23 protein-coding genes are annotated in these 24837 nt (G+C 64.5%); 15 read left to right on the forward strand and 8 right to left on the reverse strand.

All coding sequences use genetic code 11. The features are described 5' to 3' along the window. The first annotated feature begins 55 nt into the window (after positions 1 to 55). The 3 genes from recR to AC2FNY_RS06610 all read left to right on the forward strand — a co-directional run bounded on the left by recR (position 56) and on the right by AC2FNY_RS06610 (position 2079). Complete coding sequence (gene recR, locus AC2FNY_RS06600; protein WP_496801982.1) at positions 56 to 652, forward strand: recombination mediator RecR; 597 nt, start codon at positions 56 to 58, stop codon at positions 650 to 652. A 60-nt stretch (positions 653 to 712) separates the two neighbouring features. Continuing rightward, positions 713 to 1408 carry a substrate-binding domain-containing protein gene (locus AC2FNY_RS06605; RefSeq protein WP_496801983.1) on the forward strand — a complete coding sequence of 232 codons (696 nt, stop codon included), beginning with the start codon at positions 713 to 715 and terminating at the stop codon, positions 1406 to 1408. A gap of 182 nt (positions 1409 to 1590) precedes the next feature. Then, positions 1591 to 2079: a hypothetical protein gene (locus AC2FNY_RS06610; RefSeq protein WP_496801984.1), complete on the forward strand. Its 489-nt coding sequence runs from the start codon at positions 1591 to 1593 to the stop codon at positions 2077 to 2079. Positions 2080 to 2086: 7 nt separating this feature from the next. On the opposite strand, the gene AC2FNY_RS06615 is transcribed toward AC2FNY_RS06610, so the two are convergent. Further along, positions 2087 to 2716 carry a ribonuclease T2 family protein gene (locus tag AC2FNY_RS06615; RefSeq protein WP_496801985.1) on the reverse strand — a complete coding sequence of 210 codons (630 nt, stop codon included), beginning with the start codon at positions 2714 to 2716 and terminating at the stop codon, positions 2087 to 2089. A gap of 127 nt (positions 2717 to 2843) precedes the next feature. Between AC2FNY_RS06615 and AC2FNY_RS06620 the strand changes: the two genes are divergently transcribed. Together AC2FNY_RS06620 and AC2FNY_RS06625 are read left to right on the forward strand one after the other, a co-directional pair. Then, positions 2844 to 3620: a DUF1013 domain-containing protein gene (locus AC2FNY_RS06620; protein WP_496801986.1), complete on the forward strand. Its 777-nt coding sequence runs from the start codon at positions 2844 to 2846 to the stop codon at positions 3618 to 3620. A 49-nt stretch (positions 3621 to 3669) separates the two neighbouring features. Then, the gene (locus AC2FNY_RS06625; RefSeq protein WP_496801987.1) at positions 3670 to 4062 is read left to right on the forward strand and encodes a hypothetical protein; all 393 of its coding nucleotides are present in this window, start codon (positions 3670 to 3672) and stop codon (positions 4060 to 4062) included. Positions 4063 to 4067: 5 nt separating this feature from the next. Here the strand turns inward: AC2FNY_RS06625 and AC2FNY_RS06630 are convergent, their stop codons facing one another. Continuing rightward, on the reverse strand, positions 4068 to 5096 hold the full coding sequence (locus tag AC2FNY_RS06630; RefSeq protein WP_234165528.1) for a permease: 1029 nt from the start codon (positions 5094 to 5096) through the stop codon (positions 4068 to 4070). After that, on the reverse strand, positions 5089 to 5406 hold the full coding sequence (locus AC2FNY_RS06635; protein WP_234162861.1) for an ArsR/SmtB family transcription factor: 318 nt from the start codon (positions 5404 to 5406) through the stop codon (positions 5089 to 5091). The genes AC2FNY_RS06630 and AC2FNY_RS06635 overlap by 8 nt, the downstream gene beginning before the upstream one ends. 181 nt (positions 5407 to 5587) lie before the next feature. Here AC2FNY_RS06635 and pdxR point away from each other — a divergent pair, with 181 nt between their 5' ends. The 3 genes from pdxR (at position 5588) to AC2FNY_RS06650 (ending at position 10121) form a co-directional block, all read left to right on the forward strand. After that, on the forward strand, positions 5588 to 7054 hold the full coding sequence (pdxR, locus tag AC2FNY_RS06640; protein ID WP_496801988.1) for a MocR-like pyridoxine biosynthesis transcription factor PdxR: 1467 nt from the start codon (positions 5588 to 5590) through the stop codon (positions 7052 to 7054). 125 nt (positions 7055 to 7179) lie between these two features. Then, positions 7180 to 8955 carry a sulfoacetaldehyde acetyltransferase gene (gene xsc, locus AC2FNY_RS06645; RefSeq protein WP_234137102.1) on the forward strand — a complete coding sequence of 592 codons (1776 nt, stop codon included), beginning with the start codon at positions 7180 to 7182 and terminating at the stop codon, positions 8953 to 8955. Between the two features lie 5 nt (positions 8956 to 8960). Next, a complete protein-coding gene (locus AC2FNY_RS06650) occupies positions 8961 to 10121 on the forward strand; it encodes an acetate/propionate family kinase (RefSeq protein WP_496801989.1) in 1161 nt (386 codons plus the stop codon). 7 nt (positions 10122 to 10128) lie between these two features. Here the strand turns inward: AC2FNY_RS06650 and AC2FNY_RS06655 are convergent, their stop codons facing one another. Further along, positions 10129 to 10980, reverse strand: a complete 852-nt coding sequence (locus AC2FNY_RS06655; RefSeq protein ID WP_496801990.1) for a phosphate acyltransferase — start codon at positions 10978 to 10980, stop codon at positions 10129 to 10131. Positions 10981 to 11016: 36 nt separating this feature from the next. Between AC2FNY_RS06655 and AC2FNY_RS06660 the strand changes: the two genes are divergently transcribed. The 4 genes from AC2FNY_RS06660 (at position 11017) to AC2FNY_RS06675 (ending at position 16813) form a co-directional block, all read left to right on the forward strand. After that, complete coding sequence (locus tag AC2FNY_RS06660; protein WP_496801991.1) at positions 11017 to 12150, forward strand: citrate/2-methylcitrate synthase; 1134 nt, start codon at positions 11017 to 11019, stop codon at positions 12148 to 12150. A 118-nt stretch (positions 12151 to 12268) separates the two neighbouring features. Beyond that, positions 12269 to 15094, forward strand: coding sequence for a molybdopterin oxidoreductase family protein (locus AC2FNY_RS06665; protein WP_496801992.1), 2826 nt, complete (start codon positions 12269 to 12271; stop codon positions 15092 to 15094). An 82-nt stretch (positions 15095 to 15176) separates the two neighbouring features. Then, complete coding sequence (locus AC2FNY_RS06670) at positions 15177 to 15926, forward strand: 4Fe-4S dicluster domain-containing protein (RefSeq protein WP_496801993.1); 750 nt, start codon at positions 15177 to 15179, stop codon at positions 15924 to 15926. Beyond that, positions 15926 to 16813: a dimethyl sulfoxide reductase anchor subunit family protein gene (locus tag AC2FNY_RS06675; RefSeq protein ID WP_496801994.1), complete on the forward strand. Its 888-nt coding sequence runs from the start codon at positions 15926 to 15928 to the stop codon at positions 16811 to 16813. Before AC2FNY_RS06670 ends, AC2FNY_RS06675 begins: the two co-directional genes overlap by 1 nt. Before the next feature lie 94 nt (positions 16814 to 16907). Here the strand turns inward: AC2FNY_RS06675 and dapA are convergent, their stop codons facing one another. Then, on the reverse strand, positions 16908 to 17780 hold the full coding sequence (dapA, locus tag AC2FNY_RS06680; RefSeq protein ID WP_496801995.1) for a 4-hydroxy-tetrahydrodipicolinate synthase: 873 nt from the start codon (positions 17778 to 17780) through the stop codon (positions 16908 to 16910). A gap of 139 nt (positions 17781 to 17919) precedes the next feature. Here dapA and AC2FNY_RS06685 point away from each other — a divergent pair, with 139 nt between their 5' ends. Beyond that, positions 17920 to 19902: a transglycosylase SLT domain-containing protein gene (locus tag AC2FNY_RS06685; RefSeq protein ID WP_234165520.1), complete on the forward strand. Its 1983-nt coding sequence runs from the start codon at positions 17920 to 17922 to the stop codon at positions 19900 to 19902. Here AC2FNY_RS06685 and AC2FNY_RS06690 read toward each other — a convergent pair. Both AC2FNY_RS06690 and mnmC2 read right to left on the reverse strand, forming a co-directional pair. Then, entirely contained in the window at positions 19858 to 20754 is an 897-nt protein-coding gene (locus tag AC2FNY_RS06690; RefSeq protein ID WP_496801996.1) for a DMT family transporter, read from the reverse strand. The two genes, AC2FNY_RS06685 and AC2FNY_RS06690, sit on opposite strands and share 45 nt — an antisense overlap. Continuing rightward, positions 20751 to 21416, reverse strand: coding sequence for a tRNA (5-methylaminomethyl-2-thiouridine)(34)-methyltransferase MnmC2 (gene mnmC2 / locus AC2FNY_RS06695; RefSeq protein WP_496801997.1), 666 nt, complete (start codon positions 21414 to 21416; stop codon positions 20751 to 20753). The genes AC2FNY_RS06690 and mnmC2 overlap by 4 nt, the downstream gene beginning before the upstream one ends. 49 nt (positions 21417 to 21465) lie before the next feature. Here mnmC2 and AC2FNY_RS06700 point away from each other — a divergent pair, with 49 nt between their 5' ends. Continuing rightward, a complete protein-coding gene (locus AC2FNY_RS06700) occupies positions 21466 to 22509 on the forward strand; it encodes an NAD(P)/FAD-dependent oxidoreductase (protein ID WP_496801998.1) in 1044 nt (347 codons plus the stop codon). Next, positions 22506 to 22976 carry a GNAT family N-acetyltransferase gene (locus AC2FNY_RS06705; protein WP_496801999.1) on the forward strand — a complete coding sequence of 157 codons (471 nt, stop codon included), beginning with the start codon at positions 22506 to 22508 and terminating at the stop codon, positions 22974 to 22976. Before AC2FNY_RS06700 ends, AC2FNY_RS06705 begins: the two co-directional genes overlap by 4 nt. A 79-nt stretch (positions 22977 to 23055) precedes the next feature. Here AC2FNY_RS06705 and AC2FNY_RS06710 read toward each other — a convergent pair whose 3' ends face one another. Further along, entirely contained in the window at positions 23056 to 24801 is a 1746-nt protein-coding gene (locus AC2FNY_RS06710) for a DNA polymerase III subunit gamma/tau (RefSeq protein ID WP_496802000.1), read from the reverse strand. Positions 24802 to 24837 lie beyond the last annotated feature (36 nt).

Below are 24837 nucleotides of genomic sequence, written 5' to 3' on the forward strand. Positions count from 1 at the left end.
TGGTGAACTGCGGGCATGATCGCGTCAGAGCGGGGGAGCGCACGGGAAGCAGGACATGGCCGGATCGACCAAGGATATCGACGCGCTGATCGAGCTGATGGCGCGTTTGCCCGGGCTGGGCCCGCGCTCGGCCCGGCGCGCGGTGCTGCACCTGATCCGCAAGCGGGCGCTGCTGTTGACGCCGCTGGCCGATCTGATGGGGCAGGTGGCGGCCACCGCCCGTGAATGCCTAAACTGCGGCAATGTCGGCACCTCAGACATCTGCGAAATCTGCACCGATGAACGGCGCGCCACCGGCGAGCTCTGCGTGGTCGAGGATGTGGCCGATCTGTGGGCGATGGAACGTTCGGGCGTCTTCAAAGGCCGCTATCACGTGCTGGGCGGCACCCTGTCGGCGCTGGATGGGGTCGGTCCCGAGGAATTGCGTATTCCCCGCTTGGCGGATCGGGTCACCGCCGAGTCGATCTCGGAGGTGATCCTGGCGCTGAACGCCACCATCGACGGTCAGACCACGGCGCATTACATCGCCGATCAGCTGGGCGGCCGGGTGCGGCTGACCTCGTTGGCGCAGGGGGTGCCGATCGGTGGCGAACTCGACTATCTCGACGACGGCACCATTTCGGCCGCGATGCGCGCCCGCAAGGATCTCTAGCCCGGCTTCCAAAAGGCCAGTACTTTGACCCAGAGGGTAGGTCGCCAAAAGGGCCCGGCAATGACAACAGCCAGTCTGCACATCTTCGTGCCCACAGCGATCCGGGGGTTGATGGCGCGCCTCGGCCCGCGCCTCGACGCGGCAGCGGGCCGACCGGTGATACAGATCATCGACCTCAACCCGCGGATACCCGAGCGCATCGCAGCCGGTGAAGCCTTCGATATCGGGCTGACCAATCCCGAATATGTCCCCGCCCTGATCGCCAGCCGCCATGTCGATGCTACCACGCACCGGCCCTTTGGCCGGGTGCCGCTTGCGGTCGGCTGCTGGGCAGGTTCCAAGGCAGAGCCCCTCCGGTACGCGCCCGCAATCGCCGATCTTTTCCGGCGGGCGGACAGCATCGCCTATACCGGCGCGGGCACCAGCGGCCACATCTTCCTGGATGCGGTTGCGCGGCTGGGGCTGTCTGACACCCTGCGCCCCAAATGCCGCCCGATGGGCGGGGGCGAACCGGTCGCCTCGGTCGTGGCAGGGGACACCGAACTGGCCGTAGCACCACTGTCGACGATTCTGTCGACCCCCGGTCTCGCCCCCGCTGCGGTCTTTCCCGGTGATTTCGCCACCGACATCGACATGTCGATCTTCCTCAGCCCGACACCGGGCTCAGGTGCCACCGCCGTTCTCGACCTGCTGACCTCCGGCACGCTGGATGACGAACTCGCAGCGGCGGGCGCCATGCGCTTTGGCTTTGCCTGACCGCGCCGTCATCGCTTGACTTGATGGGGTATTCCCCGGCGCTGAACCCGATGGCCATATCATGGGGCATGCCCCAAACCAGTCGCATGAAATCGGTAACGCCCGACGGGGTTTTCCTTTTTTCCCGCGCGCTTTGCGGCTAGGTAAGGATAGAGCCTCACTCACCGCCCGGAGATGTCCCGATGACCCGCATTCTTGCCTTTACGCTCGCCGCCGTCACTGCCACCGCCGCCTGGTCGCAGGAGCTGATCGACAAGGGGTTCGTGCATGGCTGGAACCTGATGGTCGACCCGGCGCTGGGCAATGGCTGCCTGATTCAGACAGTTTACGAGGATCTCTCGGTGGTGCGGCTGGGTTATGACCGGACTGGCAATCGCGGCTATTTCACCGTGTTCAACAAGAACTGGGGCGCCATCGAGGATGGCGGCAGCTATCCCATCACCTTTGATCTGGATGGTGAGCGGTTCGAGGCCACCGCCATCGGCGCCAACAAGGGCAAGGTGCGCGGCGCAACGGTGTTCTTTACCGACCGCGAGTTCGTACATGCCATTGCCCAACGCAAGGTGATGACGGTCTATGGCGCCGAGGGGCAGGAGGTCATGGCGATCGACCTCAAAGGCACCTCGAAGGCGCTGGAATACGCGCGCGAGTGCCAGAAGGCACAGAACTGAATCGAAGTCAGCGAATCGCGTATAACAACGCGTCCTCGGTCCGGCAGTCGCGCACGACGTCCCGGCCGCAGGGCACTGGTTTCAGGCTGTTTGACAGGCAGATGCGCACCTCGGCGATGTAGCGTCCGTTACAGGTCACTGTCAGCATGTCGCGTTCCAGCTTCGGATTTGCCTTCAGAAAGGCCTCTTCGACCACCCGCGCCGGCAGTTGCACCGTCCGGTCCAGCCGCCGGAACACTTCGGGGCGGACCACGCTGTCATAGGCCTCGCGCGACAGATCGAAATAGGATTGCGCGCTCAGCCCGCTACAGGTGCCGTGTTTCTTCCACTGATGCCAGGCCAGGCCCGAACTGCCCTGAATATCGGTCATTTCCGCTGTCATCCGGCGGGTGGGCGGGGTCTCGGAGGTGCGGCAATAGGAGGGCCAGCCATACTGGTATTGCGGCCAGAGGCCATGCAGTATCCAGCCATGGTCATGGCGCGGGTTGCACTGGTCCTCGCCGCGTGCATCTCCGGTGGTCTCGCACCAGTTGGGGGACCAGCTGAGCGAAAGAACATAATAGTCGAACTGGCCCGCTTTCTCGCCATCGGCCAAGGCCGAAACAGCGCTCAGAATCCAGAGAATCAACCAGCGCATTCGCTCTTTCCTTATCTGCCCCGTCCGACTATATACGCTCGGAGTTCCCCGACAACGGAAACCGCCCCAAACCCCGGGGCAGCCGATTTCCGGCGACGGGAGAGATGTATTCGCAAGGAGACAAGCCATGGCAAAACCTCTGATGGCCAAGGCAACCGCCGTCTGGCTGGTGGACAACACGACGATCAGCTTCAAGCAGATCGCCGATTTCGTCGGCATGCACGAGCTGGAAATTCAGGGCATTGCCGATGGCGATGTGGCTGCGGGCGTCAAGGGGTTCGACCCCATCGCCAACAACCAGCTGACCCAGGAAGAAATCGACAAGGCCGAACAGAATCCGCTGCACAAGCTGAAGCTCAAGTTCAACCCCGCCGCCGCTGGCGAGGAAAAGCGCCGCGGCCCCCGCTATACGCCGCTGTCGAAACGCCAGGACCGCCCGAACGCGATCCTGTGGCTGGTCAAGTTCCATCCCGAGCTGTCCGATGGCCAGATTGCCAAGCTGGTCGGCACCACCAAGCCGACGATCCAGTCGATCCGCGAGCGGACCCACTGGAACATTTCCAACATGCAGCCCATCGACCCGGTGGCGCTGGGCCTCTGCCGCCAGTCCGAACTCGACTCGGTGGTGCAAAAGGCCGCCGCCAAGAAAGCCGCCGAAGGCGGCGTGATGAGCGACGACGAGCGCCGCAAGCTCGTTTCGACCGAACAGTCGCTGGGCATGGACACCGGCCCCCGCATCCCCACTGCGATCGAGGGGCTGGAGAACTTCTCGCTGTCCGAGCCGATCAATACCAGCGATGATGACGAGGAAGACCACCGTTCGGTCGCCGATGCTGACAGCTTCTTCAACCTGCCCAAGGGTGGCAAGGATGACGAAGACGAGGACGACGATCCCCGTTACTGATCGGAACCGCCCCGGCCCTGTGGCCGGGGCTTTTCACATTCGGCGACCCATGCTTGCTTTGCTTTCCAAACTGATCGGCCCACACCGGGCGGTATCCGTCTATGCCTTCCTTCACACCCGTGGCGCAGCGCTTGGTGCCGGCGCCCTGTTCGCCGCCATCATTGGTGGGCTGCTGCTGTTCGGCAGGGGAGAAGAACCTCATGAGCACGAGGCGTTTCTGACCCTCGACGTGCTTTCTCTGACCGCGCTCAACGGCGATTTGCGCAACGGAGCGCTGGTCTCGGTGCGTTTGCCCGATGGACATGCCACTTCGATCACCTCGACCGAGGGGCCGGTGGCAGCCAGCGTGACCACCACCGCCTGTGTTGAAAAGCGCGTCTATGTCACCAGTGGCGCGGCGCGGTACCGGCTGAAACTGCCCCAGTATTGCGGGGGGCAGTAACCGTATCAAAGCATCTGGAAAACCAGACCGGCGATCACCGCGCCCGTTAGTCCCAGTCCGAGATAGAGCGCGAAAACACTCGGTCTTACCAGTGACCAGACAGCTGCCATCGCCGGGATCGAGCTGACTGCGCCCGCCACCATGAAGGCCATCGCTGCCCCGGCTGTCATGCCCTGTTCCATCAACCCCGCCAGAAGGGGCGGCGCCACGTAGGAATTCAGATAGGCCGGCATGCCGACCAATGCGGCGGTTGCAATGGGCACCACCCCCTCGCCACCAACCAGCCCGGCGATCACCTGCGCCGGCACATAGGTGACCAGCAGCGCTTCGATCACATAGGCCAGCGTCATCCATTTCAGCAGGAACACCCCGTTGCCGAGGAATTCGGCGCGAAAGACACGGGTGCGCTCGGTCTGGGTCCAGAACCGCCACCGCGGCGCCGTGGTTTTCGGCGCGCCACAGCCGCAGCCTCGGGTCTTGGCGTTGCGCAGCGGATCGCTCAGCGCTCCGCCAGCGGACAACGCCCGCACGACAAAGCCGCCGAACAGGCCCAGCCCGACCGCTGCCACCGCCTTGCCGATGGCAAAGGGCCAGCCCAGCGCGCCCGCCGTGATCAACAGTGTCGGCGGGTCGATGAGGGGCGAGCTGAGCCAGAACGCCATCACCGCCGACAAAGGCGCTCCCAGTGCCAGCAGCCCGGCGATGAACGGGATCACCTCGCAGGAGCAAAACGGTGCAAGCCCGCCGAACAGCGCCGCCAGAAGGATCATCCGCGTTTCCCGCCCCTCGAAGGCGCGCGCCACCAGGACCTCGGCGCCGGTCGCCTTGAGCCAGGCCAGCAGCAGCACGGCAAAGAGGATATAGGGCGCGGTTCCCGCCAGAGCGGCAGTTGCAAAACGGACAACAGCGACCAATTGCGCCGGATCCAGCAGCGCCACCGCGCCAATCAGCCCGGCGGCCACCGCCCAGGGCGTTTTCAGCCATGTCGTCAGACGGCCCGGTCCGCGCCTCGGGGGAGATGTGATCTCAACCATTGTCTGTCTCCTGTATGTCGTGCCCGCATTGATCGGCGCAGCATTCCGCGATGATGAATTGCGCCAGCGCCTCAAGATGGTCGTATCGGGCGCGGTTGATGGTTTGCCGGCCCTGGCGGGTCTGTTCGATGACTCCCCCTGCCGTCAGCGCCTTGAGGTGATGGGCCAAGGTCGAGGCCGCCATGTCCGTGCGCTGCTGGATCTCGCCCACCGTCAGACCGGGACGGCCGGCCCGAACCAGTGTGCGCAAAACCTTGAGCCGCGCCACCGATCCCATGGCGGCAAATCCGCTTGCTGCTTCATCCCACATGATTGCTCCATAAATAACTACAAAACTGGTTTTATAGTTATTATTGCGGACGTCAAGACGCATCCTGTTTGGGGCGATAAGGCCAGATGGCTCGCATGCATATCTCCAACCGTCAAAGACCCTTGTCAGCGGCCTGTAAGTCCAAATTGATGGCAACATAAGTCCAATCTATTGTGAGCCCATGGCGATACCGGTCGAAACCTTCTTTCTGAAACAGGGCGCGCAGGGCACGCTTCAGGCGCAAATCCAGCAGATGATCGCCGAAGGCATCCTGTCGGGGCGTTTTCATGTGGGCGAGAAATTGCCCTCTTCGCGGCGATTGGCGACCCATCTGGGGGTCAGCCGGATCACCGTGACGCTGGCATATACAGAGTTGCTGGCGAACGATTACCTGACCTCGCGCGGGCGGTCGGGCTATTTCGTGTCCGAGAACGCGCCGATCCCGCCCAGCTATGCCCCGATGGAACGCGACCAGGAAACGGTGGACTGGTCCCGCGCCATCGCCCGCAAGTTTTCGGGCGGAGACACGTTGCAGAAGCCGGCGGATTGGCGCGACTATCGCTATCCGTTCATCTATGGCCAAGCCGATCCAACGCTGTTCGATCACGCCAACTGGCGGCTTTGCGCGGTGCGGGCGCTGGGACAAAAGGATTTTGCCTCACTCACCGCCGACTATGTCGATCAGGACGACCCGCTGCTGATCGAATTCATCGCGCGGCATACCTTGCCCCGGCGCGGTATTTCGGCCCGGCCCGAGGAAATCCTTATCACGCTCGGCGCCCAGAATGCGCTCTGGCTGGCGGCGCGGGTCTTGTTGAACCGCAGGCGCAAGGCGGCGGTCGAGGATCCCAGCTATTACGCGCTGCGCGAATTGTTGATCCAGTCGCGCTGCAATCTGGTGCCGCTGCGGGTCGATCTGGACGGGCTGCCGCCCGATGCCATCCCCGACGATACCGACGTGATCTTTACCACGCCCAGCCATCAAAGTCCGACCACCGCCACCATGCCGGTGTCGCGCCGTCATGCACTGTTGGAGCGGGCACGCGAGATCGACGCGATGATCGTCGAGGACGACTACGAGTTCGAACTGGCCTTTCTGGGCGCGCCCTCTCCGGCGCTGAAGTCGCTCGATCGCGATGGGCGTGTCGTTTATGTCGGCAGCTTCTCGAAATCGCTCTTTCCCGGGTTGCGGCTGGGTTACATGGTCGGGTCCGAGCCGTTCATCCGCGAGGCGCGCGCGCTGCGGTCGCTGGTGCTGCGTCATCCGCCGGGTCATATCCAGCGCACCGCCGCCTACTTTCTGTCGCTGGGCCACTACGACGCGCAAATCCGGCGGATGTCCTCGGTTCTGCTGCAACGACGTCAAGAGATCGAGCGTGCCATCGCCCAGCATGGTCTCAGCATCGCCGGGCGTGGTGTCTATGGTGGTTCGTCGCTCTGGATGCAGGCCCCGGTCGGGGTGGATTGCGGCGCACTTGCCATGGCTCTGCGCGGCGAAAGCGTTCATATCGAGCCTGGAGTGGCCTTCTTCTCGGGGCCGGACCGGCCCACGAACTATTATCGCCTGGGTTATTCCTCGATCCCGACCAACCGCATCGCGCCGGGGATAGAGCGCATCGCTGGCGCCATCGCCCGTCATGCTGGGTAGGGTCTGGCCCTATCCCGGTTTTCATTCTGGCCCTAACGCCTGCCTTCCCGTTGCGCCTAAACCTTTAACCAAGATGCCGGTTCCCGCTGTGGCCGGCCAATCAGAACACCATGGAGTGCGATCTCATGAAGATGACGACCGAAGAAGCCTTCGTCAAAACCCTGCAGATGCATGGCATCCAGCATGCGTTTGGCATCATCGGATCGGCGATGATGCCGATTTCCGACCTGTTCCCCTCGGCCGGGATCACCTTCTGGGACTGCGCGCACGAGGGCAGCGCCGGCATGATGGCCGACGGTTACACCCGTGCCACCGGAAAGATGTCGATGATGATCGCCCAGAACGGCCCCGGCATCACCAATTTCGTGACCGCTGTCAAAACCGCCTACTGGAACCATACACCGCTTCTGCTGGTAACCCCGCAGGCCGCCAACAAGACCATCGGTCAGGGCGGTTTCCAGGAAGTCGAGCAGATGAAACTGTTCGAGGACATGGTCGCCTATCAGGAAGAGGTGCGCGACCCCACCCGCGTGGCCGAAGTACTGAACCGCGTGATCATGAACGCCAAGCGTGCCAGTGCCCCGGCACAGCTGAACATTCCGCGCGACATGTGGACCCAGGTCGTCGATATCGAACTGCCCGCGATTGTCGAGTTCGAACGTCCGTCGGGCGGTGAGCAGGCCGTAGCACAGGCGGCCGCGCTCCTGTCGGATGCAAAGAACCCTGTAATCCTGAACGGCGCGGGCGTGGTTCTGTCCAAGGGCGGCATCGCGGCCTCCAAGGCGCTGGCCGAGCGGCTCGATGCGCCGGTCTGCGTTGGCTACCAGCACAATGATGCTTTCCCCGGCTCGCATCCGCTCTTTGCCGGCCCGCTGGGCTATAACGGCTCGAAAGCCGGGATGGAGCTGATCAAGGACGCTGATGTTGTGTTGTGCCTCGGCACCCGCCTGAACCCGTTCTCGACCCTGCCGGGCTATGGCATGGAATACTGGCCGGCAAATGCCAAGATCATCCAGGTCGACATCAACCCCGACCGGATCGGCCTGACCAAGAAGGTTACTGTGGGCATCATCGGCGACGCGGCCAAGGTGGCGACCGGCATCCTGAACCAGCTGTCGGGCACTGCCGGCGACGAAGGCCGCGCCGCGCGCAAGGCCAGGATCGCCGAGACCAAGTCGCGCTGGGCGCAACAGCTGACCGAGATGACCCACGAGGATGACGATCCGGGTACCACCTGGAACCAGCGCGCCCGCGATGCGAAACCCGAATGGATGAGCCCCCGCATGGCCTGGCGCGCGATCCAGAGCGCCCTGCCGAAAGAGGCGATCATCTCGTCGGACATCGGTAACAACTGCGCCATCGGCAACGCCTATCCCTCGTTCGAGGATGGCCGAAAGTACCTGGCCCCCGGCCTGTTCGGCCCCTGCGGTTACGGCCTGCCCGCTGTTGTCGGCGCCAAGATCGGATGCCCGGATGTGCCGGTGGTTGGTTTTTCGGGTGACGGTGCCTTTGGTATCGCGGTCAACGAGCTCACGGCAATCGGGCGTGGCGAGTGGCCGGCGGTCACCCAGATCGTGTTCCGCAACTATCAGTGGGGTGCGGAAAAGCGGAACTCCACCCTGTGGTTCGACGACAACTTTGTCGGCACCGAGCTGGACGAGCAGGTGAGCTATGCCGGCATCGCCAAGGCCTGTGGCCTGCAAGGCGTTGTCGCGCGCACCATGGACGAGCTGACCGCCGCGCTGGCCAAGGCCATCGAGGATCAGAAGGCAGGCAAGACCACCCTGATCGAGGCGATGATCAACCAGGAACTGGGCGAACCCTTCCGCCGCGACGCCATGAAGAAACCCGTTCGCGTGGCCGGTATCGACAAGGCCGACATGCGCGAACAGCAGGTCTGAGCGACATGCACGAACCCGGCGCCAAAGACAGCATTCTCGTACTCAACGCCGGGTCCTCGTCGATCAAGTTCGCGGTTTTCGGACCCGACCTGACAGAGCTGCTATCAGGACTCGCCGCCGGTATCGGTGGCGTGTCCTTCCTTCAGGTTGGTTCGGAAAAGACCGAGCTGCCGCTGATCGACCACCGCGCCGCCCTTGCTGCGGTGCTCAAATCGCTTGAAGCCGCTGGCGTGCAGGTCGCGGACCTGCGCGCCGCCGCCCATCGTGTTGTCCATGGCGGGCGAAAGCTGACCGCGCCCGTGCGCATCACGCCCGAAGTGCGGGCCGAGATCGCCGCCTGTTCACCGCTGGCGCCGCTACACAACCCGCACAATCTTGCCGCCATAGACACGCTGGCCGAGCTGGCGCCGGAGTTGCCGCAATTCGCCAGTTTCGACACCTCGTTCCACGCCACAAACCCCGAGGTTGCGACCCGCTACGCAATCCCCCGGATGATCGAGACCAAGGGCATCCGTCGTTACGGGTTCCATGGCCTAAGCTATGCTTCGCTGGTTCGCTGTCTGCCCGAGATCTCGGGCGAGGCGCTGCCCGCGCGCCTGCTGGCGTTTCACCTCGGCAATGGCGCCTCGCTCTGTGCCATACGCAATGGTCGCTCGATCGCGACGACGATGGGCTATTCCCCACTCGATGGATTGACGATGGGTACCCGCTCGGGCGGGATCGACGCCAATGCCGTGCTGCGCCTGGTCGAGGATCATGGGTTGGAGCGCACAAAAGCGATCCTCAACCACGAAAGCGGGCTGTTGGGCCTGTCGGGCGGAAAGTCCGACATGCGCCGCCTGATGCTGGACCACACAGCCGACAGCGATTTCGCCATCGAGCATTTCTGTTACTGGACGCTGCGCCATGCCGGGAGCCTGATCGCCGCGATGGAGGGGCTCGATGCCATCGCCTTTACCGGTGGCATCGGGGAAAACGCCATTGGCGTGCGTGCCCGTATCCTGCGCGGCCTTGAATGGCTGGGGGCGCGTATGGACCCCGACGCCAATCACGCGGGCAAGCGGCGCCTGCACACGGACAATTCGAAAGTCGCGATCTGGATCGTCCCGGCCGAGGAAGAGCGCATGATCGCCCGCGACGCCCAGACCCTGCTGGAGGCCGCATGACCCGTGGCTATACCAGCGCCAGCGTCACTGCCGTTGCGGCAACGATGTCGTCAACCGTGGCGCCCCGGCTCAGGTCGCAGACCGGCTTGCGGAACCCTTGCAGGATTGGCCCCAGCGCCTGTGCGCCGGCTAGTTCCTGGCACAGCTTGTACGCGATGTTGCCCGCATCGAGATCGGGAAATACCAGTACATTGGCATCGCCCGCGCCCAGCCCCTTCTTGGCGGCGATGCGCGCATTCAACGCCGCGTCCGCCTGTACCGGTCCCAGGAAACCGGTGGCCTCTGCCGCCGATCTGACAAGGTCGACGCTGTCACCCGCGCCCGAGGTGCCGGTTGAATATGACAGCATCGCCACGCGGGCAGAGCCCAGAAGCGCGCGCGCCGATACCTCTGACGCACGCGCAATCGCTGCCAGTGCCTCGGCATCCGGGCTCACGTTGACCGCGCAATCGGCAAAGATCAGTTCGCGCCCGTCAGGAAACCGCATCAGGAAGAACGACGACGGCACCGAGACCCCTTCGGCCAGCCCGATTGCGATGGCGGCCGCCTCAATCACCCGCTTGGTCGGGCTGTCGGCGCCTGCCACCATCGCTTCGGCCTCACCGCTGGCGACCATGGCGGCGGCCAGGTACAGGGGCTTGCCCAGCATGCGGCGCGCGACCGCCTCTTTCACTCCGCGCGCCTCGACCAGAGCCGCGACATGGGCCTCCGAAGGGGTGCCCAGACCGACCGGCTCGCACAAGCCCTGCCGCGCCAGTTCCGCCGTGGCTGCCGCCACGCGCGGGTCGACCATTTCCGGAAACACCACCCGCGCCCCGCGGGTTCTGGCTTTTTCGATGGCGCGCTGCTGTGCGGTCATGGGCCCCTCCAATTCAGTCACCGAAGGGAGACAGCGATGAGCGACGAGGTCAAGATCAACCGTGGTCTGGTGGGCGTCTATTTCGAACGCTCGGGCGTCAGCCATATCGACGGATCGCAGGGTGAACTCAGCTATCGTGGCTATTCGATCCACGATCTCGCCACCCATTCCACCTTTGAAGAAGTGGCGTATCTGCTGATCCATGGCGAGCTTCCATCCGTGGCGGAACTTGCTGATTTTGATACCCGGCTGAAAGCGGCGCGCAGCCTGCCGCCCGCGGTATTCGACATCATCCGTGCCACAAAGGATGGCCACCCGATGGATGTGCTCCGCACCGCCGTTTCGGCGCTGGCCGCGCTGGAACCGGGCAGCCGCGCGGTCAGCGAGGAGGCCTTTGTCGAGAACGGCATTCGCCTGACCAGCCAGATCCCGATGATCGTCGCCGCGCATGAGGCAATCCGCAATGGGCGCGACCCGGTGACCCCCGACAACACCCTGTCGCACGCGGCCAACTGGCTCTGGATGCTCAAGGGCGAGAAACCCTCACCCGACGCCGCCCGGCTGGCGGATGTCGATTTCATCCTGCATGCCGAGCATGGCTCGAACGCCTCCAGCTTTGCCGCCCGCGTGACCATCGGGACCGAGGCCAATCTGCACGGCGCCATCGTGACCGCGCTGTCCACGCTTGCCGGCCCCGCTCATGGCGGCGCCGCCGAGGACGTGATGAAGATGGTGCAAGAGATCGGCAGTCCGGAAAACGCTGCCGACTATGTCAAAGCCAAGCGCAAGGCGCGGGAACCGGTCACCGGCTTTGGCCATCGCGTTTATCGCACCGAGGACCCGCGCGCCCGCCACATGCGCGATGGCGTGCGCAAGCTGGGCGAGGAGATGGGTGCGCCGGAATGGTATGCCATCCTGCAAGCCGTGGTCGCGGCGATGCAGCCCTACGCGCGGCACGGGCTGAACGTGAATGTCGATTTCTATTCGGGCGTGATCTACCAGCTGCACGGCATTCCGATGGACCTCTATGTACCGATATTTGCCATCGGCCGCGTGCCGGGCTGGATCGTGCAATGCATCGAGCAACTGCGGCGCAATATCCTGATCCGACCGCTTACGCTCTATGACGGTCCGGACCCACGGGCCTATGTGCCGATCGGAAAGAGATAGCTTTACCAATCAAGAGCACAAAGCGAACGACATCGTCCCGACAATGGGACGAATTTCAGAAAACGGTTCGCAAATCCATTCTTGCGCAGTACCGTTGGCGAAAAAAAGGGAACAGGGAATGACCTTTCAGCAGCCGCAGATCGACACCTCGCCGCATGTCTCGGACGAGGTCCGCAAGACGACGTGCTACATGTGCGCCTGCCGATGCGGGATCAACGTGCACATGAAGAGCGGCAAGGTCGCCTATATCGAGGGCAACCGCGACCACCCGGTGAACAAGGGCGTGCTCTGTGCCAAGGGCTCTGCCGGGATCATGCAGGTCAACGCCCCCTCGCGCCTGCGCGCACCGCTGAAACGGGTGGGGCCGCGCGGCTCGGGCGAGTTCCAGGAAATCAGCTGGGACGAGGCGCTGGAGATCGCCACCGGCTGGCTGAAACCGATCCGCGAGAACGATCCGTCGAAACTGGCCTTCTTTACCGGGCGCGACCAGTCGCAAAGTTTCACCAGCTTCTGGGCACAGAATTTCGGCACCCCGAACTATGCCGCGCATGGCGGCTTCTGCTCTGTCAACATGGCGGCGGCGGGCATCTATACGATGGGCGGCGCGTTCTGGGAATTCGGCCAGCCTGACTGGGATCATACCAAGCTGTTCATTCTCTTCGGCGTGGCCGAGGATCATGACAGCAACCCGATCAAGATGGGCATCGGCAAGATCAAGGCGCGCGGCGCGCGGGTGGTCGGCGTCAACCCGATCCGCACCGGGTATAATGCGGTGGCCGACGACTGGTACGGGATCACGCCCGGCACCGACGGGCTGCTGATCCTGTCACTGATCCACGTGCTGATGAAGGCGGGAAAGATCGACCTCGACTATCTCGCCCGCTACACCAACGCGCCCTGTCTGGTGATCGACAATCCCGGCGCCGACGATCACGGCCTGTTGCTGCGTGATGCGGAGGGCAAAGTGCTGGTGATCGACCGGGTCAACGGCGAACTGGCCCCCTTCGACCGTCCCGGCGTGCGCCCCGATCTGTCGGGCAGCACCGAGGTGAACGGACGCACCTGTCGCACGGTGATGCAGTCCATGGCCGAGCGTTACCTGAGCGCGGAGTACGCGCCCGAGGCCGTGGCCGAGCACTGCGGCATCCCGGCGTCGCGCATCCGCGCGCTGGCCGCCGAGATCGCCCGCGTCGCCTTTGACGAGGCGTTCGAAATCGAACAGGAATGGACGGATTTCCGGGGCGAGACCCACAAGGTGATGAAGGGCCGCCCGGTCTCCTTCCACTCCATGCGCGGCATCTCGGCCCATGCCAACGGCTTCCAGACCTGCCGCGCCCTGCACCTGTTGCAGATCCTTTTGGGCACAGTCGAAGTGCCCGGCGGCTTCCGCTTCAAACCGCCCTATCCCAAACCGGTCGAGGCCCATCCCAAACCCCATTGCAAGGTGACGCCGGGCGCTCCGCTTGACGGCCCGCACCTGGGATTCGTGCGCGGCCCCGAGGATCTGGCGCTGAAACCCGACGGCAGCCCGGCCCGCATCGACAAGGCGTTCACCTGGGAAAACCCGATGTCCTCGCACGGACTGATGCATATGGTGATCTCGAACGCCCATGCCGGCGATCCGTACAAGATCGACACGCTGTTCATGTACATGGCGAACATGTCGTGGAACTCGACCATGAACACGCGCGGCGTGATCGACATGCTGACCGACAAGGACGAAAGCGGCGAATATGTCATTCCGCGGATCATCTATTCCGATGCCTATTCTTCGGAAATGGTGACCTATGCCGACCTGATCCTGCCGGACACCACCTATCTGGAGCGGCACGACTGTATCTCGCTGCTCGACCGTCCGATCTGCGAGGCGGATGCCGCCGCCGACGCGATCCGCTGGCCGGTGATTGAACCCGACCGCGATGTACGCGGCTTTCAGACGGTGCTGGTGCAACTGGCCAACAAGCTGAAACTGCCCGGATTCACGGATGAGAACGGCGCGGCGAAATATGCCGATTACGCCGATTACATCGTCAACCACCAGCGCAAACCCGGCATCGGCCCGCTGGCCGGTTTCCGGGGCGCGGCAGGTGACAAGGCCGGGCGCGGCGAGGTCAACCCGGATCAGCTGAACCGGTATATCGAAAACGGCGGCTTCTTTGTCGAACACGTGCCGGAGGCGGCGCAGTATTACAAACCCTGGAACGCGGCCTATCAGGACTGGGCCGTCGGTATGGGTCTCTATGACAGCCCGCAACCCTACCTGTTCCAGCTCTATTCGGAACCCATGCGCCGGTTCCAGCTGGCGGCCGAAGGCCATGGCGAACGGCAACCGCCCGATCACTTGCGCGACCGGATCAGTCAGCGGCTGGACCCGCTGCCGATCTGGTACGAGACCGACCAGAAAGGTAACGAAGGCTTCACCGTCAACGCGCTGACCCAGCGACCCATGGCGATGTATCACAGCTGGGGCACGCAGAATGCCTGGCTGCGGCAGCTGCACGGGCGCAATCCGCTCTATGTGCCGACGAAAATCATGCGCGAGCAGGGGATGAAGGATGGCGACTGGGCGCGCCTGACCTCGCCCCATGGAGAGATCGTGGTGCCGGTGATGGAGATGGCGGCGCTCAATGAAAACACCGTCTGGACCTGGAACGCGATCGGCAAGCGCAAGGGGGCCTGGGCGCTGGAACCGGATGCACCCGAGGCCACAAAGGGCTTTCTGCTCAACCACCTGATCCACGAATTGCTGCCACCCAAGGGCGACGGGCTGCGCTGGGCCAACTCCGACCCGGTGACCGGTCAGGCGGCGTGGTTCGACCTCAAGGTGAAGATCGAAAAGGTGGCGGGTCCCGAGGAGAGAGCTGAAAGCCAGCCCGAGTTCCCCGCGTTGAAATCGCCCGTGGGAACCGGCCCGAAAGAGCTGACATGGAAGGTGGGAAAATGAGCGGAACAATTTTCTGCACAGAAAATTGCCAAGAAAATTCGGCGAATTTTCTTGCGCGCGCCTGTGGCCATTGGAGCGGGACATGACCAGCCTACCAAAGACGACCGACCGCAAGCTGGGGCTGGTGATCGACCTAGATACCTGTGTCGGTTGCCATGCCTGCGTGATCTCCTGCAAGGGCTGGAACACCGAGAACTATGGCGCGCCGCTCAGCGATCAGAACCCCTATGGCGCCGATCCGTCGGGCACCTTCCTGAACCGGGTGCATTCCTACGAGGTGCAACCCGACCAGGGGCACGCCCAGCTGATCCATTTCCCGAAATCCTGCCTGCATTGCGAGGACGCGCCCTGTGTCACCGTCTGCCCGACCGGCGCCAGCTATAAGCGCTCGGAGGACGGGATTGTTCTGGTCAACGAAAGCGACTGCATCGGCTGCGGCCTCTGCGCCTGGTCCTGTCCTTATGGCGCGCGCGAACTGGATCTGGCCGAAGGCGTGATGAAGAAATGTACCCTCTGCGTCGACCGCATCTATAACGAGAACCTGCCCGAGGTGGACCGGGTGCCTTCCTGCGTGCGCACCTGCCCGGCCGGTGCGCGTCACTTCGGCGATCTGGGCGACCCGGACAGCGCCGTGTCGCACCTGGTGGCCGAGCGCGGCGGCATGGACCTGATGCCGGAAATGGGCACCAAGCCCGTCAACAAGTACCTGCCGCCGCGGCCCAAGGATCGGATCGAAGATCAGATCGATATCCTGGCACCGCTGCTGGCCCCGGTGGCCGAAGAACCCAAAGGGTTCATCGCCTGGCTTGACAAGGCCCTGGAGAAACTCTGATGCATCCTGCTCCTTCCGTCATCATCTTTACCACCTTGTCGGGCCTCGGCTTTGGCCTGCTGGCTTTTCTCGGTCTTGGCCTGCCGGACGTTTCGGGGTGGGTGGCCTTTGTCTTCTTTGCCATCGCCTTTGGGCTGGCCGTCGGCGGGCTTCTGGCCGCGACCTTTCACCTTGGCCGGCCCGAGCGCGCCTGGAAGGCCTTCCGCCAGTGGCGCACAAGCTGGCTTAGCCGCGAGGGCTGCGCCGCCGTCGCGGCGCTGCTTGTCATGGGGCTCTATGCCATTGGCGTGATCTTTCTGGACCAGCGCTGGAGTGTGCTTGGCTGGCTGGGCGCTGCGCTTTCGTTGGGCACGGTATTCACCACGTCGATGATCTATGCGCAGCTCAAGACCATTCCGCGCTGGAACATGAACCTGACTCCGGCGATGTTCCTGTCCTTCAGCCTGGCTGGCGGTGCGCTGCTGGCCGGCCAGAACACCACCGCAATCCTGCTGCTGCTGATCGCGGGGGCGGTGCAACTGGCCTACTGGAAGCAGGGCGACACTGCCCTGGCCAACTCCGGCACGAATATCGGAACCGCGACCGGGTTGGGATCGCGCGGCACCGTGCGCGCCTTTGAGCCACCGCATACCGGTTCCAACTATCTGCTGCGGGAATTCGTGCATGTCGTCGGCCGCAAACACGCGGCAAAGCTGCGAATGCTGGCCTTGGGCTTTGGCTTTGTCCTGCCGCTGGCGCTGTTACTGGTGCCGATGCATGACGTTGTCTTTAAGCATCTGCTCGCCCTGATTGCCGTGATCGCACATCTGATCGGCATCGCCACGTCGCGCTGGCTGTTCTTTGCGCAGGCGGAACATGTGGTCGGGCTCTACTACGGCAAACGTTAGCCTGCGCGGCAACGCCGCGATTTGAGTATTTTTGACCAGAAAGAAGCAAGAGCCCGGCGCCCAGGTATCGGACGCCGGGTTTTTGAAAGGGTCGTTACAACAGCCCGGCGTGCTTCATTGCCGCGTCGATCGACGCCTTGGTGCTGTCTTCCAGACCGGTCAGCGGCGAGCGGACCTCTTCGCTGCACAGGCCCAGTTTCGACAGGGCATACTTGGCGCCGACCAGACCCGGCTCGATAAAGATCGCCTCGTGCAGGGGCATCAGCCGGTCCTGATAGGCGAGCGCCTTGGCATAGTCACCGGCAAGCGTCGCCTGCTGGAATTCGGCGCACAGGCGCGGCGCCACGTTGGCGGTGACCGAGATGCAGCCGACTCCGCCATGGGCGTTGAAACCCAGCGCGGTGGCATCCTCGCCCGATAGCTGGATGAAATCGGCGCCGCAGCTGGCGCGCTGCTGGCTGACCCGGGCCAGATCGCCGGTGGCATCCTTGACACCGATGATGCGGGGCAACTTGGCCAGCGCGCCCATGGTGGCGGGCGTCATGTCGACAACCGAGCGGCCCGGGATGTTGTAGATCACGATCGGGAGCTCGGCGCAGTCATGCAACGCGGTGAAATGCGCGATCAGTCCACGTTGTGTGGGCTTGTTGTAATAGGGCGTCACCACCAATGCCGCATCGGCGCCGACTTGCTGGGCGAATTGCACAAAGCGGATCGCTTCGGTGGTGTTGTTCGACCCCGCGCCCGCGATCACCGGCACCCGGCCGGCGGCTGCCTTGACCACCTCGGCCACCACGGTTTCGTGTTCCTCGTGGCTCAGCGTGGGGCTTTCGCCGGTGGTGCCGACGGGCACCAGACCGGTCGAGCCTTCGCCGATCTGCCATTCGACAAGACGTTTGAGCGCCTCCAGGTCCAGCTCGCCGTTGCGGAACGGGGTGACGAGGGCAGGCATCGAGCCTTTGAACATGGAAAACGCTCCCTAAATAGAGTGGTAAGCGGGCATATGCCCGCCGGTTCCCCCGCTTGGTCCGGAAAGTGAATTGATCCGGGCCGCGCAAGGTATAACGTGAAAGGCTCTAGCCTTGGTTCGGCAGGAAATGCAAGGGATGTCCCGCGTTCTGATCGCCAGTCTGGCCGCGATTTTCTGGTGTTTTGCGGCAATCGGCCCTGTATGGGCCGATGCTGCCGCGAATCTCCGGGTTGCTCTGCGGGAAATGCGGGCCGAGAACTGGACCGAGGCGCTGAGGGTCGCGGGCGCGCGCGGATCGGTGTCGCGCGACATCATCGTCTGGCACTGGCTGCGCAGGAGCTATGGGACCGATGGCGATGCGCTGGTGTTTCTGAACCGCCGGGGCGATTGGCCGGGTCTTGACTATCTGCGCCGACAATCCGAGCCGCAATTCACCCTTTCCCCGCCGGAACGGGTGCTGGAGTTCTACTCGGGCGCACCGCCGCAGACCGCCGAGGGGGTTTTGAACTATGCTGTGGCGCTGCTGGCCACGGGACAGCGTGGCGATGCCGAAGCGGAACTGGTCAAGGCCTGGCGCACCCTGCCGATGGGCGCCGGGCTGCAACGCGATTATATCGAGAATTACGGCAAACTGCTGGCGCCGCATCATGTCGCGCGGCTCGACCGGATGCTGTGGGAGGGCTACACCATCAGCGCCAAGCAGATGCTGTTGCTGGTGGACGAGGGCCAGCGCAAGCTGGCACAGGCGCGGATCGGATTGCAGGATCGGGTGCCTGGAATTGATGCCCTGATCGCCGCTGTGCCCGAGGCATTGGCGCAGTCGCCGGGGCTGGCGCATGACCGATTTGTCTGGCGTGACCGAAAGGAGCTGGATGACAGCGCCATAGACCTGATGTTGGAACGCTCGGTCAGTGCCGAGGCGCTGGGCGAGCCGGGCATGTGGGGCAAGGCGCGCGCGCGGCTGACGCGGCTGATGATGCGGCAGGACCGCAACGAACGTGCCTATCAGATGGCCGCGCGCCATTTCATGACACCGGGGATGGGATATGCCTATGCCGATCTGGAATGGCTGGCAGGGTATCTTGCCTTGGCCAAGCTGGGCGACCCAGCTGCGGCCGTCGCCCATTTCCAGCGCTTCGATGCGGCGGTCAACTCGCCGATTTCGAAAGGGCGGGCGGGCTATTGGCTGGGCCGCGCCTATGCGGCGCTGGGCGATGTGGACAAGGCCCATGCGGCCTATGCCATGGGGGCCGAGCATCAGACCTCGTTCTATGGTCTGCTGGCTGCCGAGCGGATCGGGCGCCCGTTCGACCCGGCCCTGGCCAACCCGCCCGCAACGCCCCCCTGGCGCGAGGCGGCATTCATGTCCTCCAGCGTGCTTGAGGCCGGGCTGCTGTTGCTGCGTGCCGGAGAGCGGGATCTGGCCGAGCGGTTCCTGACCCATCTGGCCGAGAGTCTCGACCCGGTACAGGCGACGCAGCTGGCCGAGATGGCGCTGGAGATGCAGGAACCGCATCTGTCGGTGATGATCGCCAAGCGAAAGGCGCAAGAAGGGGTGGTGCTGACCGGCGCCTATTACCCGCTGCATCCGGTCGGGCGGCTGAACCTGCCGATGGCGCCCGAAATGACGCTGGCAATCGCGCGCCGTGAAAGCGAGTTCGACCCGGTGGTGATTTCGGGTGCGGGCGCGCGCGGCCTGATGCAGGTGATGCCCGCGACGGCGCGGCTGGTGGCCGACACGCTGGGTATTCTGGGCGGGCACTCGACCGACAGTCTGACGTCCGATTGGGAGTATAACGCCAAGCTGGGCGCCAATTACCTGGCCGAACTGGCCGGAGAGTTCGACGGCAATGTGGTGATGATGGCGGCGGGCTATAATGCCGGCCCCAATCGCCCGATAAGCTGGATGGAGCGGTTCGGCGATCCGCGCAGCGGCACTCCGGATATCGTCGACTGGATCGAACATATCCCGTTCGAGGAGACCCGCAATTACATCATGCGGGTGACCGAGAGCCTGCCGGTCTATCGTGCGCGCCTTGGGAAGGAGCCGCTGCCGCTGCCCTTTTCCGCCGAACTAGCGGGATCGACTTTGCGCGCGTTCGCGCCACAGGGTGAATAGACCGGCGGCCACGATCAGCGCGGCGCCGATGATGACGGCGCTGCGCAGGGTCTCGCCAAACACGGTGATGCCCAGGATCGCGGTCCACATCAGGTGGAAATAGGCAAAGGGCTGCACCGCGCTGGCCTCGGCCATCTCGTAGCACTTGATCAACAGCCAGTGCCCAGTGGCGCCGCTGACACAGAGCAGTGCCATCCAGCGCCAGTCGGCGGCACTCATCGGCTCCCAGAACCGCAGGCCCACGGCAGTCATCGCAACCGCCCCCGACACGCCCGTCCAGAAAAAGCTTGTGGCGGTGCTGTCCTGACGGGCGGCATAGCGGGTCAGCAGACCATAAAGCGCGAACATCAGGGCCGAAATCAGCGGCACCACTGCCCAGGGGTTGAACACACCCATGCCCGGCTGAAGGATGATCAGCACGCCGACCAACCCGACTCCGATCGCCGCCCAGCGCCGCCAGCCGACCTTTTCCCCCAGCACCGGGCCGGACAGGGCCGCCACCAGAAGGGGATAGCAGATGAACACCGCCATGCTCTCGATCAGGCCCAGAACGGTAAAGCCGAATACCGCCACGCAGATCTCGCCCGCCAGCAGCAACCCGCGAAAGATTTGCAGGCCCGGTTGTGCAGTACGGGTGGCAGCCCGCAATCCGCCGCGCGACCGGGCCGCCAGCGCAATCACGAAAGCGGCAAAGAACCAGTATCGGATCATCACCACCATGTAGGTGTTGTAGCTTGACGCGAGATGGCGCGAGATACCGTCTTGAAGTGCGAACACCACCGTGGCGGCCAGCATCAGCGCGATACCGGCGGGAATATTGTTCTGCTGCACCCGTGCCGTACCTTGCGTCATGGCAGAACCCCTTGTGTCATGTGCCGTTTGCGGCCGTATCCCTGCACGCGCGTCACGGCGAAGCCCGCCGCCTCGAGCCCGCGCCGCACAAAGCCTGCTGCCGTGTATGTGGCAACCGTGCCGCCCGGCGCTGTCCGGTTTGCGACATGGGTCAGCAAATCCTCCTGCCAGAGCTCGGGGTTCTTGGCGGGAGAGAAGCCGTCGAGGAACCAGGCATCGGCCCGGCCCGTCCATTCCGGCAGGGTCTGACGTGCGTCGCCCTGCACCACATCCAGTTGCAGTGTACCCAGATCGCAGCGAGCCCCGGTCCAGGCTGGCAGGAACCTTTCGACCCAGGGGGCAAGCTCGGGGAAGGCGGCCAGCGCCCGGGCCATGTCGTCATGCGTCATTGGATAGGCTTCGAAACTGGTAAAGCGCAGCGGGCTGGTCATGCCTGCGCCTTCCCAGGCGGCCCAGGCGGTCAGCATGTTGAGCCCGGTGCCAAAGCCCAGTTCGGCGATATGAAAGCCCGGCCGGAACCGCTCTGGCAGGCTGTTGCCCGCCAGAAACACATGGCGCGTCTCGGCCAGACCGTTTTCAAGCGAGAAATAGGGATCGTCGAACCTGTCCGAGACCGGTATCCGGTCCTCGGTCCAGCTGAGTTCCGCTTGCTGGTCAACCATGCGAATATCCCCTACGAAATCGGCGCGACACTGGCGAAAGGGACGGGCGATGGCAATGGCCGATGTGACGATACGCGGCGCGGGGATATTCGGCCTTTCCATCGCATGGGCCTGCGTCCTGCGCGGGGCGCGAGTGCAGGTGGTCGATCCGTTCGGGCCGGGGGCCGGGTCGTCCGGCGGGCTGGTTGGTGCGCTGGCTCCGCATGTGCCCGAAAACTGGAACGCCAAGAAGGCGTTCCAGTTCGACAGCCTGATGATGGCCGAAGGATTCTGGGCGGGGGTCGAGGCGGCAGGCGGCGTGTCGCCCGGCTATGGCCGTACTGGGCGCCTCCAGCCACTGGCGGATGATCGCGCCGTGGCGCTGGCGCGCGAACGGGCCGAAACTGCCCGCACCCTGTGGCAGGGGCAGGCCGAATGGCGGGTCCGCCCGGTTGCGGAGGTGGGCAGCTGGTGCCCGCCCTCACCCACCGGGCTGGTGGTGCAGGATACGCTCAGCGCCCGCATGCATCCGCGCCGCGCCTGTGACGCGCTGGTCGCGGCGCTGGCGGTGCGCGGGGTCGAGGTGCTGGTCGAGGCGCCCGACCGGGGGCAGGTGGTCCATGCCACCGGCATCGCCGGGCTGGAAGAGTTGAACCGCACGCAGGGTCGCATCGTGGGGACCGGGGTCAAAGGCCAGGCGGCGCTGTTGCGCTTCGATGCCGGGCGGCAGGCGCCGCAGCTTTTTGCCGATACGATGCATATCGTGCCCCACGCGGATGGCACGCTGGCAATCGGCTCCACCTCGGAACGCGACTATGACGACCCGACCGGCACCGATGCGGCACTGGACGCGGTTCTGGACCGCGCAATGCAGGCGGTGCCGCTGTTGCACGGGGCCGAGGTGATCGAGCGCTGGGCGGGCGTGCGCCCCCGCTCGCGCTCGCGCGCGCCGATGCTGGGGGGGCATCCGCTCTATCCCGGCCAGTTCATCGCCAATGGCGGGTTCAAGATCGGCTTCGGCATGGCGCCCAAGGTGGCCCAGGTGATGGCCGATCTGGTACTGGAGGGGCACGACAGCATCCCCGAGGATTTCCGCCCGGAGGCTTCGCTGTGAACCTCTCCCCCTACCGGGTCGCACCGGATAGCCCGCAAATCGGGGCGATTCTGAGCCTGATCCGCAAGAGCTTCGCCTTCATGGATGGCCGGATCGATCCGCCCTCGTCAATGCACCGGCTCACCGAGAAGGCAGTCGCGGACCATGCGGCGCGGCACGAAATCTGGGCAATTGGAACACCCCCGCTGGCGGTGGTGTTCCTGACGGTCAAACCCGGGCGGCTCTATCTCGGCAAGCTTGCGGTGGACGCTGGATTACGAGGGCAAGGGCTGGCCCGCCGGCTGGTGGCGCAGGCCGAGACCCGGGCGCGTGCGCTGGGCCTACCGGTGATCGAGCTGGAAACGCGGGTGGAACTGGTAGAGAACCACGCCACTTTCACCAAGCTTGGCTTTGTCCAGACCGGAGAGACCGCGCATCCCGGTTACGACCGTCCCACTTCGATCACCATGCAAAAGACGCTCGTCTGAAGCGCGCCGACGGTCGCCCCGGGCGACCACGAGAATTTTCGTCGAAAATTCTCGGCGCTCCGCGTTCGAGAGGCGGCGCTCAGCCGTCTTCGAACGGATCCCATTCATCCTCGACCTCGGGCAGCGCCTCGGTCACCACCTTGGCGGCGCGCTGCTCGGGGGTCTCGATATGGGTGATCCGCGCCTTGGGAAACTGCGCCAGCACCGCCTGCACCAGCGGGTGTTCGCGCGCCTTTTCCTCCAGCGCGTATTTCTCGGCGTTGCGGACCTCGTCGATGGTCTTGCCGCCGCCCTGTGCCACCACGCTCACCGCCCAGCGATTGCCGGTCCAACGTTGCAGCGCACTGCCCAGCCGCTGCGCCAGGTCGCTGGGTGCGCGCTCGGTGGGCTGAAACTCGATCCGGCCCGGCTGATAACTGACCAGCCGCAGATCCATCTCGATATCGGCCAACAGCTTGCCGTCGCGATTGGCGCGGATCAGCTCGACCACATGTTCAAACGTGGGAAACCGCGCCAGCGCGGTTTGCGCATCCTGTGCCAGCGCCGCCACCGGCCCACCGCCACCGCCGCGCGGGGCGGGCGCATAGCTGGCGCTTACCCCGTTAGAGACCGGGGCAGCCTGACCGCCGCGCCCCCCGCCGCCGGGGTTCGGCGGCGGCGGCGCATCCTGCAACCGCTTGATCAGTTCCTCGGGGCTGGGCAGGTCGGCCACATGGGTCAGCCGGATCACCGCCATTTCGGCGGCCATCATCGCGTTGGGGGCGGCGGCCACCTCTTCCAGTGCCTTCAGCAGCATCTGCCACATCCGGGTCAGCACCCGCATCGGCAGTGCATCCGCCATCTGCCGACCACGCGCGCGCTCGTCTGGCGATACGGTCGGATCCTCGGCGGCATCGGGCGTGATCTTGACCACCGACACCCAATGGGTGATCTCGGCCAGATCGCGCAGCACCGCCATCGGGTCGGCGCCTTCGGCATATTGCGCGCCAAGCTCGGTCAGCGCCGCGCCCGCATCGCCGCGCAGGATCATGTCCATCAGGTCCAGCACACGGCCACGGTCGGCCAGCCCCAGCATCGCGCGCACCTGCTCGGCGCTGGTCTCGCCCGCGCCATGGCTGATCGCCTGATCGAGCAGCGAGGTCGCATCCCGCGCCGACCCTTCGGCCGCGCGCACGATCAGCGCCAGCGCGTCCTCGGCGATCTGCGCGCCTTCGGCATCGGCGATCCGGCGCATCAGCGCGATCATGTCCTCGGGCTCGATCCGGCGCAGGTCGAAGCGCTGGCAGCGGCTCAGCACCGTTACCGGCACCTTGCGGATTTCGGTGGTGGCAAAGATGAACTTCACATGCGCCGGCGGCTCTTCGAGCGTTTTCAAGAGCGCGTTGAACGCGCTCGTCGACAGCATGTGAACTTCGTCGATGATATAGATCTTGTAGCGCGCGCTGGCGGCGCGATAGCGGACGCTGTCGATGATCTCGCGGATATCGTTCACGCCGGTCCGGCTGGCGGCGTCCATCTCCATCACGTCGACATGGCGGCCTTCCATGATGGCCACGCAATGCTCGCATTGTCCGCAGGGCTCGGTGGTGGGGCCGCCGGCGCCATCCGGCCCGATACAGTTCATCCCCTTGGCGATGATTCGCGCGGTGGTCGTCTTGCCGGTGCCCCGGATGCCGGTCATGATGAAGGCCTGCGCGATCCGGTCGGCGGCAAACGCGTTTTTCAGCGTCCGCACCATCGCATCCTGACCCACCAGATCGGCAAAGGTCTCGGGCCGATATTTGCGGGCCAGCACCTGATAGGGGGTCGAGGGCGCGTCGGACATTGTTAGCTTTCGTCGGGTCTGGATTCTACGTCCGCA

The organism is Ruegeria sp. BHSC223 (assembly GCF_059613025.1).

Bases quoted from the DNA above. Each gene is read 5' to 3' on its own strand.
- AC2FNY_RS06605 (WP_496801983.1), top strand. From the start codon at position 713: ATGACAACAGCCAGTCTGCACATCTTCGTGCCCACAGCGATCCGGGGG.
- AC2FNY_RS06665 (WP_496801992.1), top strand. From the start codon at position 12,269: ATGACCTTTCAGCAGCCGCAGATCGACACCTCGCCGCATGTCTCGGAC.
- AC2FNY_RS06675 (WP_496801994.1), top strand. From the start codon at position 15,926: ATGCATCCTGCTCCTTCCGTCATCATCTTTACCACCTTGTCGGGCCTC.
- AC2FNY_RS06635 (WP_234162861.1), bottom strand. From the start codon at position 5,406: ATGTGGGATGAAGCAGCAAGCGGATTTGCCGCCATGGGATCGGTGGCG.
- AC2FNY_RS06660 (WP_496801991.1), top strand. From the start codon at position 11,017: ATGAGCGACGAGGTCAAGATCAACCGTGGTCTGGTGGGCGTCTATTTC.
- AC2FNY_RS06670 (WP_496801993.1), top strand. From the start codon at position 15,177: ATGACCAGCCTACCAAAGACGACCGACCGCAAGCTGGGGCTGGTGATC.
- xsc (WP_234137102.1), top strand. From the start codon at position 7,180: ATGAAGATGACGACCGAAGAAGCCTTCGTCAAAACCCTGCAGATGCAT.
- recR (WP_496801982.1), top strand. From the start codon at position 56: ATGGCCGGATCGACCAAGGATATCGACGCGCTGATCGAGCTGATGGCG.
- AC2FNY_RS06685 (WP_234165520.1), top strand. From the start codon at position 17,920: ATGTCCCGCGTTCTGATCGCCAGTCTGGCCGCGATTTTCTGGTGTTTT.
- AC2FNY_RS06700 (WP_496801998.1), top strand. From the start codon at position 21,466: ATGGCAATGGCCGATGTGACGATACGCGGCGCGGGGATATTCGGCCTT.
- AC2FNY_RS06615 (WP_496801985.1), bottom strand. From the start codon at position 2,716: ATGCGCTGGTTGATTCTCTGGATTCTGAGCGCTGTTTCGGCCTTGGCC.
- AC2FNY_RS06655 (WP_496801990.1), bottom strand. From the start codon at position 10,980: ATGACCGCACAGCAGCGCGCCATCGAAAAAGCCAGAACCCGCGGGGCG.
- AC2FNY_RS06625 (WP_496801987.1), top strand. From the start codon at position 3,670: ATGCTTGCTTTGCTTTCCAAACTGATCGGCCCACACCGGGCGGTATCC.
- dapA (WP_496801995.1), bottom strand. From the start codon at position 17,780: ATGTTCAAAGGCTCGATGCCTGCCCTCGTCACCCCGTTCCGCAACGGC.
- AC2FNY_RS06630 (WP_234165528.1), bottom strand. From the start codon at position 5,096: ATGGTTGAGATCACATCTCCCCCGAGGCGCGGACCGGGCCGTCTGACG.
- AC2FNY_RS06610 (WP_496801984.1), top strand. From the start codon at position 1,591: ATGACCCGCATTCTTGCCTTTACGCTCGCCGCCGTCACTGCCACCGCC.
- AC2FNY_RS06650 (WP_496801989.1), top strand. From the start codon at position 8,961: ATGCACGAACCCGGCGCCAAAGACAGCATTCTCGTACTCAACGCCGGG.
- AC2FNY_RS06710 (WP_496802000.1), bottom strand. From the start codon at position 24,801: ATGTCCGACGCGCCCTCGACCCCCTATCAGGTGCTGGCCCGCAAATAT.
- mnmC2 (WP_496801997.1), bottom strand. From the start codon at position 21,416: ATGGTTGACCAGCAAGCGGAACTCAGCTGGACCGAGGACCGGATACCG.
- pdxR (WP_496801988.1), top strand. From the start codon at position 5,588: ATGGCGATACCGGTCGAAACCTTCTTTCTGAAACAGGGCGCGCAGGGC.
- AC2FNY_RS06620 (WP_496801986.1), top strand. From the start codon at position 2,844: ATGGCAAAACCTCTGATGGCCAAGGCAACCGCCGTCTGGCTGGTGGAC.
- AC2FNY_RS06690 (WP_496801996.1), bottom strand. From the start codon at position 20,754: ATGACGCAAGGTACGGCACGGGTGCAGCAGAACAATATTCCCGCCGGT.